This is a genomic window from Clostridium sp. UBA5119 (genome assembly GCF_002414285.1).
GTDB lineage: Bacteria > Bacillota > Clostridia > Clostridiales > Clostridiaceae > Clostridium_J > Clostridium_J sulfidigenes.
In genome coordinates this window covers 9,032-24,306 of sequence record NZ_DHYX01000007.1, presented here as the reverse complement: position 1 = coordinate 24,306, position 15,275 = coordinate 9,032, and the positions used below count along the sequence as shown (strand labels likewise).

At 30.6% G+C, this 15,275-nt stretch carries 16 protein-coding genes; all 16 read left to right on the top strand.

The genetic code is table 11. The annotated features are described in order from the left end of the window. The first annotated feature begins 66 nt into the window (after positions 1–66). The 16 genes from B2671_RS00555 to B2671_RS00480 all read left to right on the top strand — a co-directional run bounded on the left by B2671_RS00555 (position 67) and on the right by B2671_RS00480 (position 15,172). Entirely contained in the window at positions 67–1,575 is a 1,509-nt protein-coding gene (locus tag B2671_RS00555) for a DUF1846 domain-containing protein (RefSeq protein WP_346868652.1), read from the top strand. A 186-nt stretch (positions 1,576–1,761) separates the two neighbouring features. Beyond that, entirely contained in the window at positions 1,762–2,598 is an 837-nt protein-coding gene (locus B2671_RS00550; protein WP_346868651.1) for an MATE family efflux transporter, read from the top strand. 28 nt (positions 2,599–2,626) lie between these two features. Further along, positions 2,627–3,148 (top strand): MATE family efflux transporter, encoded by a 522-nt coding sequence (locus B2671_RS00545; protein WP_422653209.1) that lies wholly within the window; start codon positions 2,627–2,629, stop codon positions 3,146–3,148. A 182-nt stretch (positions 3,149–3,330) separates the two neighbouring features. Then, positions 3,331–4,326 (top strand): asparaginase, encoded by a 996-nt coding sequence (locus tag B2671_RS00540; protein ID WP_346868649.1) that lies wholly within the window; start codon positions 3,331–3,333, stop codon positions 4,324–4,326. A gap of 111 nt (positions 4,327–4,437) precedes the next feature. Then, entirely contained in the window at positions 4,438–4,662 is a 225-nt protein-coding gene (locus B2671_RS00535) for a copper homeostasis protein CutC (RefSeq protein ID WP_346868648.1), read from the top strand. Then, a complete protein-coding gene (locus tag B2671_RS00530; RefSeq protein ID WP_346868647.1) occupies positions 4,647–5,186 on the top strand; it encodes a copper homeostasis protein CutC in 540 nt (179 codons plus the stop codon). Before B2671_RS00535 ends, B2671_RS00530 begins: the two co-directional genes overlap by 16 nt. Before the next feature lie 150 nt (positions 5,187–5,336). Beyond that, on the top strand, positions 5,337–6,140 hold the full coding sequence (locus B2671_RS00525; protein ID WP_346868646.1) for a polysaccharide deacetylase family protein: 804 nt from the start codon (positions 5,337–5,339) through the stop codon (positions 6,138–6,140). A 222-nt stretch (positions 6,141–6,362) separates the two neighbouring features. Next, positions 6,363–7,034, top strand: a complete 672-nt coding sequence (locus B2671_RS00520; RefSeq protein WP_346868645.1) for a GntR family transcriptional regulator — start codon at positions 6,363–6,365, stop codon at positions 7,032–7,034. Positions 7,035–7,272: 238 nt separating this feature from the next. Next, the gene (citD, locus tag B2671_RS00515; RefSeq protein WP_346868644.1) at positions 7,273–7,557 is read left to right on the top strand and encodes a citrate lyase acyl carrier protein; all 285 of its coding nucleotides are present in this window, start codon (positions 7,273–7,275) and stop codon (positions 7,555–7,557) included. A gap of 12 nt (positions 7,558–7,569) precedes the next feature. Beyond that, on the top strand, positions 7,570–8,478 hold the full coding sequence (locus B2671_RS00510) for an aldolase/citrate lyase family protein (protein ID WP_346868643.1): 909 nt from the start codon (positions 7,570–7,572) through the stop codon (positions 8,476–8,478). Continuing rightward, positions 8,471–10,021 carry a citrate lyase subunit alpha gene (gene citF / locus B2671_RS00505; protein ID WP_346868642.1) on the top strand — a complete coding sequence of 517 codons (1,551 nt, stop codon included), beginning with the start codon at positions 8,471–8,473 and terminating at the stop codon, positions 10,019–10,021. The genes B2671_RS00510 and citF overlap by 8 nt, the downstream gene beginning before the upstream one ends. A gap of 118 nt (positions 10,022–10,139) precedes the next feature. After that, complete coding sequence (gene citS, locus B2671_RS00500) at positions 10,140–11,486, top strand: citrate/sodium symporter CitS (protein ID WP_346868641.1); 1,347 nt, start codon at positions 10,140–10,142, stop codon at positions 11,484–11,486. 111 nt (positions 11,487–11,597) lie between these two features. Then, the gene (locus B2671_RS00495) at positions 11,598–11,801 is read left to right on the top strand and encodes a hypothetical protein (protein WP_346868640.1); all 204 of its coding nucleotides are present in this window, start codon (positions 11,598–11,600) and stop codon (positions 11,799–11,801) included. Between the two features lie 39 nt (positions 11,802–11,840). Beyond that, positions 11,841–12,878, top strand: a complete 1,038-nt coding sequence (citC, locus tag B2671_RS00490; RefSeq protein WP_346868639.1) for a [citrate (pro-3S)-lyase] ligase — start codon at positions 11,841–11,843, stop codon at positions 12,876–12,878. 122 nt (positions 12,879–13,000) lie between these two features. Then, positions 13,001–14,380 carry a triphosphoribosyl-dephospho-CoA synthase CitG gene (gene citG, locus B2671_RS00485; RefSeq protein WP_346868638.1) on the top strand — a complete coding sequence of 460 codons (1,380 nt, stop codon included), beginning with the start codon at positions 13,001–13,003 and terminating at the stop codon, positions 14,378–14,380. 315 nt (positions 14,381–14,695) lie between these two features. Then, complete coding sequence (locus tag B2671_RS00480; RefSeq protein ID WP_346868637.1) at positions 14,696–15,172, top strand: NAD(P)H-dependent oxidoreductase subunit E; 477 nt, start codon at positions 14,696–14,698, stop codon at positions 15,170–15,172. Positions 15,173–15,275 lie beyond the last annotated feature (103 nt).

Genomic DNA, 15,275 nt, shown 5'->3' with positions numbered 1-15,275 from the left:
GTTTTACTAATGATGAAAATATGTAATAATAATATGTATGTTTTATTATTAGGATGAGGTGTAAAGATGAAAATTGGATTTGATCACGAAAAATATCTGGAAGAACAATCAAAATATATTTTAGAGAGAGTTAATAATTATGATAAACTTTATCTAGAGTTTGGGGGAAAACTTTTATTTGATATGCATGCTAAAAGAGTTTTGCCAGGCTTTGATGAAAATGCAAAAATAAAGTTACTTCATAAGCTTAAAGAAAAGGCAGAAATAATTATCTGTGTATATGCCGGTGATATTGAAAGAAATAAGATAAGAGGCGATTTTGGAATTACATATGACATGGATGTACTAAGATTAATTGATGATCTTAGAGGATATGATTTACAGGTAAATAGTGTGGTTATAACTCGATATAGTGGTCAACCAGCTACTAATATTTTTATAAATAAATTAGAACGTAGAGGTATTAAAGTTTATAAGCATGAAGCTATTAAAGGTTATCCTACAGAGGTTGATACTATCGTAAGTGATGAGGGCTATGGAAGGAATCCATATATAGAAACTACTAAGCCTATAGTCGTAGTAACAGCACCAGGACCAGGAAGCGGAAAATTAGCTACTTGTTTAAATCAATTATACCATGAGAATAAAAGAGGAAATGCTGTTGGATATTCTAAATTCGAAACTTTCCCTGTATGGAATGTGCCTTTGAAACATCCTTTAAATATTGCCTATGAAGCAGCTACTGTTGATCTTAAAGATGTAAATATGATAGACTCTTTTCACTTTGATGCATACAATGAGGTTGCAGTAAACTATAATAGAGACATTGAGATGTTCCCAGTTATAAAGAGGATTATTGAGAAGATAACTGGAAAAGAGTCTATATATAAATCACCAACAGATATGGGAGTTAATAGAGTAGGATTTGGAATTACTGATGATGAAGTTGTTAAGGAAGCTTCTATACAGGAGATAATTAGAAGATACTTTAAAACTAGTGTTGAATATAAAAAAGGATATGTAGATGCAGAGGTTTTCCAAAGAATTAAAATAATTATGGAAAGTTTAAATCTTAAACCAGAGGATAGAAAAGTAGTTATTCCTGCTAGAGAATATTCTAGTAAGCTTAAATTAGAAGCAAACAAAAATGATGCCTGTCCTGTAGTATCCTTAGAACTTGAAGATGGTACTGTTTTAACAGGTAGAAGTTCAGAGCTAATGGATGCATCTTCAGCTGCTATTTTAAATGCAGTAAAGTACCTAGCTAACATATCTGATGAGATTCATTTAATTTCACCAGTGGTATTAGAACCTATAAAAAGTTTGAAAACCAATGCTTTAGGAAGTAATAATACATCTTTAAATTCAGAAGAAATACTGATTGCCCTTAGCATTTGTGCTGCTACTAATCCTATGGCTCAAGTTGCTTTAGAAAAGCTTATAAAGCTTAAAGGGTGTCAAGCTCACTCTACTACTATTCTAAGTACTGGTGATGAGCAAATATTTAGAAAACTGGGAATAGATGTTACTTGTGATGCTGAGTATCCTTCACAAAATTTATTTTATAATATGTAAAGTAATATAAATAAAAATAAATGAACAGTGTATATGATGATGAATTTAAAATCATAAAATATACACTGTTTTATTTAGAAAAAAAAATATTTCGACATCCTAAATTTTTTATAGAAATTTATAGTATCTATCGTATATAATATATATTGTAGTAATAAGAAATTTAAATGTGATTTAGGAGGGAACATGGTTAAGAATAAAAGAAGTTTTATTTTAAATGATAACTTATACAAAGTAATAGGTGTCTTAGCAATTCCTATTATGATAAATAATTTAATACAAACACTATATAATTTAGTCGATGGACTATGGGTAAGTAAAATTGGATCAGTAGAATTTGCAGCTACAGGATTTGTTTGGCCAGTTAATTTTTTATTTATATCTATCGGAATGGGTTTATCCATAGCAGGTACATCTATCATTTCTCAGTTTATAGGAGCTGATAAATATGAAGAGGCTAATAAGTATGCAAATCAGCTTTTGGTAGTATCTTTTTTATCTTCAATACTATTTGCTATAGTAGGATATATAATATCTCCCTTTGTTGTAAGATTAATGGGGGGGACAGGTGAATTAGCAAGAAATAGTATAATATATCTAAGAATTACTTTTTTAGATATGCCTTTTATGTTTTTGTTTTTTAACTTTAACTCCATAATGAATGCACAGGGAAATACAGTATTTCCAACTGTCCTTAGTGCAATTAGTGCAGTTCTTAATATGATTTTAGATCCAATATTTATATTTACATTTAATATGGGAATCGCAGGAGCAGCTATAGCAACTCTATTGTCAAAGGTTGTTTTGTCAATAGCTGGAATTTATGTCTTAATGAGAAAATCATCTAAGGTAAGACCTTCTTTTAAGAATTTTAGATTTGATAGAGAAATAATTAAGAAGATCATATCAGTTGCCCTTCCATCATCTATTGGACAATCTGGTTCAGCCTTAGGATTTATGGCTTTAAATGGTTTTATAGTATCCTATGGCACAGCTACACTAGCAGCTTTTGCTNNTAAATAGAATTACATCTCTTGTAATTCAACCAGCCATGGGAATTGGAGCAGCTCTTACGTCTATTATAGGTCAAAATCTAGGGTGTAACCAACTTAAAAGAGCCAAGGAAGCCTTTGTAAAAGCTATAAAGCTTACCATAGGTTTTTCTGTCTTAGGGTTAATTGTCTTATTAGCTTTTGATAAACAAATTATAGGTTTCTTTATGCAGTCTAAGGATGATATGATGGTAATTTCAGAGGGGATAACATATTTGCAATATATAGCATGGTCTATGCCACTTATGGGTATATTTAGTGTATTGCAAGGGGTATTTCAGGGATCGGGTCATACTAGATATTCTATGGAGATGGAAGTGGGGAGACTTTGGTTTGTGAGACTCCCTATGATATTACTATTTAAAAATTTTACAAATATAGGTTCTGTAGGCATATGGTTTTCTATGAGTTTTAGTAATCTAATAATATGTATTTTTGGATATATAATGTATCGCAAAGGAGACTGGGAGAAAAATATAATTCATCATAAGGATTGTAGGGAATTGAAAGAGGCAAATTAAAGGAATCTATGGGATGAAATCAGAATTAATGTTAAAATATACACATGGGATAAATAATTATCCTATGTGTATTTAATATATATTATTGTTTTATACTTGTCTATATTATTGATAGTGTTTTAGAAGTTAATCACTTTCATAAAAATTTGTGCATTGAGCGCAGCGAAAGGATGAATGTTATTATGGATGAGATTTTAGTTGAAGAATATAGGGGAGAACTTTTAGAATGTGTACATAGAGGATATATATGTTGTGTAAATGAAGATGGACAGGTTATTTACTCTATAGGTGATCCTGAATTTGTAACTTATATGAGATCATCAGCAAAACCAATACAAGCTATTCCATTAATAAAGAGAGGTATTGATATAAAGTATAATCTTAGTGATAAAGAAATTACAGTTATGACTGGCTCTCATAGGGCAGAATCATTTCATGTTACGGCATTAGAATCTATAATGGATAAAGTCCAGATAGCTGAAGAAGAACTTATATGTTTACCTACATATCCATTATCAATGAATGCTAAAGAAGAAATACTAAAAAATGGTGGAGAAAAGAGACGAATTTATCACAACTGTTCAGGAAAACATATGGGGATTTTAACTTTATGCACTGATATGAACTGTGATAAAAGGGAATATTGGAATATTAATAGCCCAGCACAACAGGAAATTCTTTCTCATATTTCAATGATATCTGAATATCCAAGAGAATATATAAAAATTGGTACAGATGGATGTGGAGTTCCTGTATTTGCAATGCCTATGAAAAATTTAGCCATGCCTTATATGAAGATGGCATGTCCTGACACTATTGTGGATGGGTTAACACGAGATGCAGTAATAAAGCTTACTAAATTAATGAATGAAAATTATGAGATGGTTTCCGGCACTGATTTAATATGCTCATTACTTTTAATGGATAATAATATAGTGGCAAAGGGTGGAGCAAAAGGAGTATATTGTTTTGGACTTAGAGATGAAAGACTAGGATTTTCAATTAAGATAATAGATGGGTCAGAAGAGGAATGGCCACTAATTGTAGCCTCTATATTAGAGCAGATTAATTATAAAAATAAAGATACTATAGATAGACTAAAAAGGGTATTTCCAAGGGTTATTGTTAATGACAATAATAAAGAAGTAGGAGAAAGTATTGTAAGATTTAAGCTATAGCAGATCAACCTATTTTTAATATTAAGTTTACTTAGATAGTTATATATTAATCTGTAATTATTTGTAGGAAGTATATTACATGTTAAAAGGTTGAGATGGAGGTAGTTAATAATGGAAGAAAATGTTTTAGTAGAGATATGTTGTGGTTCACTAGAAGATGTTATAATAGCTAAAAAAGCTGGAGCCCATAGGGTAGAGTTAAATTCAAATATGTTTTTGGGGGGGATAACCCCATCAATAGGCACTATTGAAGAAGCTAAAAAATTAGTAGATATTCCTATTATGGTAATGATAAGACCGAGAGGAGCTGGGTNNAAACCATGGAACAAGATATGAAAGCAGCAATTAAAGCTGGTGCTGATGGTATAGTATTTGGAGCATTACGGGAAGACGGTACTCTTGATGTAGAATTATGCAAAAGATTTATGGATATTATAGGAGATAGAGAAGCTGTATTCCACCGTGCCTTTGATGTAGTTAAAGACCCCTTTAAAGTATTGGATACCTTAGTTGATTTAGGTGTAAAAAGAATTCTTACTAAGGGACAAAAAAACACAGTAGAAGATGGAGCAGAACTTTTAAAAGAGTTGATAAAGTATAGTAAGGGAAAAATTGAAATACTTCCAGGGGGGGTAAGACCTCATAATGTAAAATGGATGATCGAAACTTTGAAGTTTAATCAGCTTCATGTAGCCTCTTTTACTAGAAGAAAAGATCATTCAACCCAATGCAATCCAGAAGTTTACTTTGGAAGTTCTTTAAATCCAAAAGAGATTGACTATGATATAGCTAATTACGAATACTTAAAAGAAATGTGTGAGAATATAAAAACTATTACTAAAGCTAATTGTATAAAATAGATAAAAATTATTTTTAACAAAGGTTGTTTCATAATAAATCTGAGACAACCTCTTTTTGTTAATTTAACCTTTAAGATAATAGTATACCTTTATAAATAAGAGCACAATATATATTAAGATAATTAACTATTTATATAAGGAGGATTAGTAATGAAGAAATTAAAATATTCTTCTGTGGTTGTGCTTATACTTATATGTATATTTTGTACTTTTAATTTAGTTTTAGCTGAAGACGATAGGGAATCTACTGACAAGGAATATTTAAAAAAAATAGTATATCTAACTTTTGATGATGGACCTACCAATAATACTTTAAAAATACTAAAGATTTTAGAAGAAGAAAATGTAAAAGCTACATTTTTTGTTATAGGAGAACTAGCTAAAGAAAATTCTGATATACTAAAGCAAGTTGAAGAACAAGGGCATGAAATATGTATACATACTTATAATCATAAGAACTGCATCTATTCAAGTAAGGAAGAATATTTGGAAGATTATAATAAAGCTAATAGAGCTATCACAGAGGTTCTTGGTCATGAACCTTCAAAATTCATGAGAATGCCTGGAGGGTCTAGCACTACCATTGGAGATAAGGGAACTGTTAGAGCTATTAGAAATGAATTATGTGATGAGGGATTGTACTATGTGGATTGGAATATATCTATTGAGGATGCTCTTTCTACAAATGTACCTGTAGAAAAACTTTTATCTACCTTTAAAAAGGAGCTTAAAAAAACTTTTATAGATCCAAATACTGCTATAGTACTCATGCATGATGGTGCCTCAAATTCTACTACACCTAAGGCGCTTCCTTATATAATAAAATATTTTAAGGATAATGACTATGAATTTAAGAGTTTTGGAGATATATCTGAAGAAGAATTATCTCACCTTTTAAATCAAAGACAGATTAATAAATATAATCAACCAAAGCAAACGGATGCTTCAAATTAAAAATCTAATCCTTTAAAAATGATAATTAATTTATATGCATAAGTATTATACTTGACCTAATTTGACAAAGAGTTAAAGGTATGTAATATTTATGTATATAATTAATATTTTTGTATAGTTAAAATATTAATTGGAATGACTTTATTTGTAATGAAAATTTATAATTAAAATAAAGTATATGTAGTATAGTCACAAATTATTTTATTAAGGATGTAGATATTTATGAGTAGTATTTTAAAGAATTTAGATGAGGGAAAAGAAAAATCTATAAGAGAAATAGTTCTTAAAGAGCTTCGAACAGCTATTTTTACAGGAGATATAAACCCAGGAGATAGATTGGTAGAAAATAATATTGCTACAGCTATGGGGGTAAGTAGAACCCCGGTTAGAGAGGCATTAAGGCAGTTAGAAAGTGAAGGCTTAGCTGTGAATATCCCTAGAAAAGGAACTATAGTCAAGGGGATTTGTATTGAGGATGCTATAGAGATATATGATATTCGTGAAGTTTTAGAGGGCCTTGCAGTAAGGAGAGCATGTATGCATATCTCTCGAATTGAAATAAGAGAATTGAGAGAAATCATAGAAAATATGAAAAAACTTATTGATACTAATGAAGAAAAGGAATATGTAGAAGTTCACAATAGATTTAATAAAATAATTTTAGATGCTTGTCATAATAAAAGGCTAATATCACAAATGGAATACATATATGAATACTTACAGAGCCTAAGAAAGATTAGTTTAATGACAAAAGAAAGGAAATTAGATGCACTTAAAGAGCATATAGAAATTATAGATGCTATAGAAGTTGGAGATGAGCAACTTGCTGAAGAAAGAGCAAGAGCTCATGTTACACGTGCTAAGAAATCTTTTCAAAATGCAGTGGTTAAATAGTAGTTTATAAACGATTACCTATAAAACAAAAAGAATTGTTAATACTAAAATTGTATTAACAATTCTTTTTATGCTTTATAGCAAGTTTAAAATTACGAAAATTTTTAAAAAATATTCAATTTTCTATTGATTTTTATAAATAAATTGTATACACTATAAACAAGATGTATACAAAAAGTATTTGAAGTATGAAAAGGGATACAAAGTTATTGAATATTTTTAATCAGGAGGCGTAAATATGGAACTTAAAACAGTAGCTAGTGCTGGCACATTGGAATCCAGTGATATTCAAATTATAATTGAACCCTCAACTGCTGGAATAGAAATTACTCTAGAAAGTACTGTTAAAGCACAATTTGGAGAGGAAATAGAAGCAGTTATCAAAGAAACTCTTAAATCCTTAGAGGTAGAAAATGTAAAGGTGTTTGCTAATGATAAAGGTGCAATCAACCCTGTAATAAAAAGTAGAGTTCAGACTGCAGTTCATAGATCAGCTGAAAAGAAGGAATATAAATGGATGTAAGGGGAGATTAAGATGAAACTAAGACGTTCGATGCTATTTGTTCCTGGAAATAATCCAGGAATTATAAGAGATGTACACATATACAAACCTGATTCAGTAATGTTTGACTTAGAAGATGCAATTGCTATATCAGAAAAGGATTCTGCAAGATTTTTAGTTCACAATATGTTAAAAAATCTAGGAGATTACTATAAAGAACTAGGTATAGAAACAGTGGTTCGTATCAATGGTTTAGATACGGATTTTTGGCAAGAAGATTTAGCAGCAATAGTTACAGGTGGGGTTGAAGTTGTAAGAATTCCTAAAACTGAAACTGTAGAAGATGTTATGACTGTAGATAGAGAAATAGAAAAAATAGAGAAGGCTTGTGGAAGAGAAATTGGTTCTACAAAGATAATGGTAGCCATTGAATCGGCTTTAGGAGTTATGCATGCCTTTGAAATAGCAAAATCTCCAACTAAAAGGTTAATAGGTATGGCTTTAAGTGGTGAGGATTTTGTAACTAGCATGAAGACAACAAGAACTCCAGAGGGAGATGAGCTTTATGTGGCAAGAGGAATGATTGCTATGGCAGGTAGAGCTTGTGGACTTGAAGTGTTAGATACCGTTTATTCAGATGTAAATAACGATGAAGGATTCCTAAAAGAAGCTAATCTTATTAAGAGAATGGGATTTGGCGGTAAGTCATTAATTCACCCAAGACAAGTGGAGCTTATACACAGTGTATATACTCCTAGTGAAAAAGAAATAGTTAAAGCTAAAAAGATAGTCGACGCTACAGCGGAAGCTTTACGTGAAAATAAGGGAGTATTCACTGTAGACGGTAAAATGGTAGATAAACCAATTATAGAGAGAGCTCAAAGAGTTTTAGAACTTGCTAAAGCAGCGGGGGTTTTGGTTGGAGGTGAAGATAATGAGTAATAGAGTAAGCAAAGAATTATTAAATAGCATACCGGGATATGAGAATAGAATGATTTATGAAACTCCGTTTATTAATCAACCAAAGGGAACTATGGTTGAAAGTGATAGTGAAAATTTAAAAGAGCAAGTAAAGAGAACTAAAGTAGTAGAATCTATAAAAGTTGCTATAGAAAAATGTGAAATTAAAGATGGTATGACCATTTCTTTTCACCATCACTTTAGAGCTGGAGATAAGCTTTTAATGATGGTAGTAGATACATTAGCAGAAATGGGTATTAAAAATTTAAGAGTAGCATCAAGTTCTTTAACAAGTGCTCATGATGGACTTGTAACACATATAGAAAATGGTGTTGTAAATAGAATTGAAAGCAGTGGTCTTAGAGGAAAACTTGCAGCCGCAATATCTGAAGGAATTCTAGGTGAGCATCCAGCAGTTATTCGTTCTCATGGTGGAAGAGCTAGAGCTATTGTAGAAGGAGATTTAAAAATAGATGTAGCATTTATAGCAGCTCCATCTGCTGACTGCATGGGAAATGCCAATGGTGTAAAAGGAAAATCCATATGTGGATCTTTGGGATATGCAAAGGTAGATGCAGATTATGCTAATAAGGTAGTTGTAGTAACAGATACTTTAGTTGATTATCCCAACTTCCCACAGAGCATTCCTCAAACTAAAGTTGACTATGTAGTTGTAGTTGATGAAATTGGTGATTCAAAGGGGATAATGTCTGGAGCAACTAGATTTACATCAAATCCTAAAGAGCTTTTAATGGCAAAAAGAGTACTTGATGTAATGCTTGCATCAGGAAGATTTGTAGATGGATTTTCTATGCAAACAGGTAGTGGTGGAGCATCTCTAGCAGTTACTCGTTTTGTTAAAGAAGAATTAAAGAAAAGAGATATTAAATTAAGTTATGCCCTAGGTGGAATTACAGGACCTATGGTAGACCTTTTAGAAGAGGGGCTTTGCGATACATTATTTGATGTCCAATGCTTTGATTTAAAGGCTGCAGAGTCCATTGGAAAAAATGAAAAACATATAGAAGTTAGTGCAGATTTTTATGCTAATCCATTTAATAAATCAGCTGCAGTTAACAAATTAGATTTTGTTGTCCTAAGTGCATTAGAGATAGATACTGATTTTAATGTTAATGTTATTTCTGGCTCTGATGGAGTTATTAGAGCAGCATCAGGTGGACATAGTGACACAGCAGCTAATGCTGAAATATCAATTTTAGTAGCACCTCTTACAAGAGGAAGAATTGCAACTATAATTGAAAAAGTAACTACTATTGTTACTCCAGGTAGTACAGTAGATGTAGTTGTTACAGATTATGGTGTAACTGTAAATCCAAGAAGACAAGATTTAATCAACAAGTTTAAGAAGGCATGCCTTCCATTAATAACTATGGAAGAATTAAGAAAAATTGCTGTTAAGCTAATAGGCATTCCTAAGGAATTAGAGTTCTCTGATAATGTAGTAGCAGTAATAGAATACAGAGATGGAAGTATTATAGACGTAGTTAAAAAGCTTAAAAAGTAATCTAAATATAATCTCTTATTTGAAAGGTTTAAATATATATCTTGTTAACTCTATTAGGACTTACTAAAAGTAAGGCCTAGTAATGAAATTATACAATTTATTTTTAGGAGGATTAATTATGCCAGAAAATCTTATTGAAGAAAAAAAAGGTCCCTTTAAAGTATACGGCATGCCGTGGTACATTTTTGCAGGAGTTGCAGTAGTAGTTTTCTTTGCAGCAATTAAAGGATTTTTACCTAAAAACTCTGTAGGTGCCTTTGCACTATTATACTCAGTAGGTATCCTATTTGCTATGATTGGAGATAGAATTCCAATATGGAAAGAGTATGTTGGAGGAGGTCCAATCCTTGCTTTCCTAGGATCTGCAGCATTAGTTTACTATGGGATAATACCAGAAGCTAGTGTTGAAGCTGTAAAAATATTCATGGATACTGCAGATTTCTTAGACTTATTTATAGCAGTACTTATAACAGGGTCAATATTATCAGTTAATAGGAAATTACTAATGAAAGCTTTCCTTGGATATATTCCAGCCATATTAGGTGGAGTAATTGTAGCTTTTGTACTAGGAGCTTTAGGTGGAGCTATGTTTGGTATTCCTATGTCAGAAATAGCAACTAAGTATGTACTTCCAATAATGGGTGGTGGAACTGGAGCTGGAGCAATTCCAATGAGTGAAATTTACTCAAGTGTTACTGGAGGAGACCCTGCAGCATGGTTATCCTTTGCGCTATCAATTCTTACAATAGCTAATATTATAGCTATAATAGCAGCGTCAGTATTAAATAAATTGGGTGAAACTAAAGCTGGAGCTAAATTTAATGGACATGGTGAATTAATAAGAAATGCAGAAGATATATCTAAATTAGAAGAAACAAGAGTAGTTAAAGTTACAGCTAGAGAAGTTGCAGCAGGACTAATTCTTGCATGTGCATTTTATGTACTTGGAAATATTTTATCAAAAACTTTAATTATACCAGAATTTACGTTGATGGGAATCAATGTTAAAATTGATATTCATAGGTTTGCGTGGATGGTTATTTTAGTAGCTATAGCTAATGTAGCTAATATAATTCCATTAGAATTAAAAGAAGGCGCTAAAAAGCTTCAAGGATTTTTCTCTAAACAATTCTTACTAGTAGTAATGGTTGGAGTTGGTATAGCTATGACAGATCTTGGGGAGCTTATAGCAGCATTCAATATTGCTAACGTTGTTATAGCAGGTTTAATAGTTACAGGAGCAATTCTTGGATCAGGAATTGTAGGATGGTTAGTAGGATTCTATCCAATAGAAACAGCAATTTCAGCCGGGTTATGTATGGCAAACCGTGGAGGATCAGGAGACGTTGCGGTTCTTACAGCAGCAAAACGTATGGATTTAATGTCATTTGCGCAAATTTCTTCTCGTCTTGGTGGAGGAATAATGCTTATATTAGCAAGTATAGCCTTTGGTATATTCTTTTAAGATCAGATTTTGAAAATAAATATAAAAAGAGTGTTGCTGTCAACACTCTTTTTATATTATGATACAATGTAAGTATCATAATAGTTAGAAACTTATAATGGAGTGAAAAATATGAGTAAAAAGAAAAATAGAAAAACAAATAAAGAAATCTTACAAGAAGCTCATGCAGAGGGAATGTTTAATGAAGCAGAAGAAATAGCTAAAGGAAAAAAGAAATATGAATTTAAAAGTGGCTTTGATGCTGTGTTTTCAGTAATTATTGTAATTATTGCATTACTAATAATATCCTTTGTAAGAAGATACTTTAACTTATAAAATTAAGATAGGATATAATTTATTAAATGAGGTGAAGAAATGTATTATAACACTCAAAAAATAAATCTTAATTCTAAAATAGAAGTAAATAGGGTTGAGGAATTTTTAAAGGGATTTGCCCTTAAATATGAAGATGTAGATTATACTTTAATAATAGAGGAAAAGGGAGAAATAATAGCTACTTGTTCTAAGAAAAATAATATCGTTAAATGTTTTGCTGTAAGTGAGAATCATCAAGGGCAAGGTATATCCAATATACTTATTACTGATATCACTAATAAACTCTTTGAAGAAGGCATATACCATAACTTTATTTTTACTAAGCCCTCTAATAATTTTCTGTTTCAAGGACTTGGATATAAGGTGATTGTTGATACAGATAAAGTTAGCTTATTGGAAGCAGGAAATAAAAATATCTATAGTGAGTTGAAAAATATAAAGGAGAGTTATGAGTTAAAGGAAGAAGAACAATATGCTGCATTAATTATGAACTGTAATCCTTTTACACTAGGCCATAAATATATAGTTGAGAAGGCAGCTATGGAAAATAGAAATGTTATAATTTTTGTAGTAGAAGAAGAGAAGTCCTCTTTTCCATTCCAAATTAGATTTCAACTTATAAAAGAGGGAGTTAAGGAATTTAATAATGTAACTGTAATACCTGGTGGAAATTATATTATATCATCAGCTACTTTTCCAAATTATTTTTTAAGAAAAGATGACGACATTCTAAAAGAATACACTAAAATAGATGGAAATGTCTTTGGTAAATATTTTTGTAAGGAGCTAAATATAACTAAAAGATATGTAGGAAGTGAACCTTACTGCAATGTTACTAATACTTATAATGAAACTTTAGAAGACGTATTGCCTAAGTACGGTGTGGAAGTTGAAGTTATAGAGAGATGTGAGATAGAAAATAAAGCTATAAGCGCGTCTAGAGTTAGAGAATTACTTAAAGAAGATAAACTAGAAGAAGTGAGGGAGCTAGTACCATTAACTACCTATGAATTTTTAACAAGCAGCCTAGGAAAAGATATCATAGAGAAGCTTAAACTTAGAGATTTGCCTCATTAAAATAACAAATATTTTCTTAGGTGAAAATTGAAAATTAATTAATATGCAATAGAAACATTAAATTTATCATAGTAAGGAAGGGGAAAAGTGATAGGATAATTATTGCCTATCCTTACATTAATATGGACTATACAGAAATAGATGAATTTTTAAATCATAGAGAAAAGAGAGTATTACATCAAGAACAACTTCTGAGAAATACATCTGGGGGAATTACTCTTGCAACTGTAAGAGTAAACTATCCTGGTATAAAAAAATCTAATTACATTACAGATAAAATTGCCAAGATAGTTTGTGAAGATATATATTTATTTCATAATAAAAATATAATTTGTGAAGAAGTATATAAGAATAAAGAAGGAGTTATAGGTCATTTCATCTTTAATACTGATAACATTGAAGTAAAAAAGAAACTTATATATATGGAAGAAAATCATATATTAGGTAGATGTGTAGATATAGATATATATTATCTTGATGATAGTGATCCATTGATGCCGTCATTGCGTGGAGTATCTAGAAGTGACATAGGCCTAGAACCTAGAAAATGTTTTTTATGTGAAGAAGAAGCTAGAGTATGTTCTAGAAGTCAAAAGCATAGTATAGAGATGATAAAAGAGTATTTTATTGATAAGTATGAAGAATATACTTGTTATTTAGCTAAAAGAGATAAATTATCTTATGGGATATCTCAACTAGCACTAAAATCAATGATTACAGAGGTATCAACTATGCCTTCTTATGGATTAGTTTCACCTGTTACAAGTGGGTCCCATAAAGATATGGATTACTATACATTTTTAGATAGTAGTTTTGCTATAGCACCCTTTATAAAAGAAATGGTAGAAGTAGGCTATAGCTATGAAACTCCAAAAAATATTTTTAAAGCTATTAGAATTATTGGAATAAAATGTGAAGATACTATGTTTAAAGTTACTAAAGGAGTAAATACCCATAAAGGCATGATATTTTTAATAGGAGTAGTAGCTACTGCGCTAGGTAAAGCTCTTTATGAGAAATTATCCTTTAATAAAGTTCAGATTATACTAAAGGATATGTGTGAAAATATATTGGATGATTTTAAAGATTTGCATAAAAAGAAAGAATTAACTCATGGAGAGGCTTTATATTTAAAATATGGCTTTGCTGGAATTAGAGGTGAAATTAAAAAAGGTCTTGAAAATATTTTCCAGGAAATAATACCCAAATATAAAAATTCTAATCTAAAAGGAAATGATTTGTATTCTGAAACATTACTTATGCTGATTAGTAAAGTAGAAGATAGTACCATTGTACATAGACAAAATATAGAAAAACTTCGTGAAGTTCAAAGACGCGCCTATGAAATTTTAAACTTAGGGGGTTTCAATAGCGAAGAAGGAATTAAAGCAGCCCATGACTTTGAAAAGCAGTGTATAGATGAAAATGTGAGTCCTGGGGGATCAGCGGACTTATTGGCATTAGTTATATTTTTGACAGAGTCTGAAAGGCTTTTTTCATAAACTTTACATCGTTACAGATGTAAAGTTTTAAAGTAGATATATTTAATTAACACAGGATGTTGAATATATCTACTTTATTTTATAAATTTTTCAAAAACACCCATGCATTATAGAGAATTTATAATAATGATATATAGAAATTAATGTAAAATTAAAGTAAATATACAAAAATGCAAGAATAATAGTTTATATAGTTAATATAATATATAGAAATCAATTAAAAAAATAATTATTATTTTGTATTGAAATATTTGAAAATTCAGTATAAAATGTAATAGTGATAATAATTTAACAAGCATTGTAGGGGGGAAAACAATGAAAACATCCTTTAATTATGAAGAACTAGATGTTATATTAAAAAATCATGGATATAACCCTAGTAGTATAATTGCTATATTGCAAGACACTCAGGAGATATATAGATATCTTCCAGAGGAAATATTTCCATATTTCTCTAAAAAATTAGGTGTTAGTGAAGCAAAAATTTACAGCGTAGCTACATTCTATGAAAATTTTTCTTTAGAACCTAAAGGAAAATATGTAATAAAAATATGTGATGGAACAGCATGTCATGTAAGAAAATCTATACCAATATTAGAAAAACTAAGAAGTGAATTGGACCTTTCAGAGAATAAGGTTACTACTAATGATTTAATGTTTACTGTGGAAACGGTTTCATGTCTCGGAGCGTGTGGTTTAGCACCAGCGTTAACTGTTAATGATAAGGTTTATGGAGCCATGACTCCTGAAAAGTCATTAGAACTTTTAAGTAAGCTTAAGGAGGAGAAATAATATGCTTCTTAATAGAGAGGATTTAATTAATATAAGAAATACCTATAAAGAAAGCTTTCACAACGAAAAGGTAAAAATCCTTGTATGTGGAGGTACTGGTTGT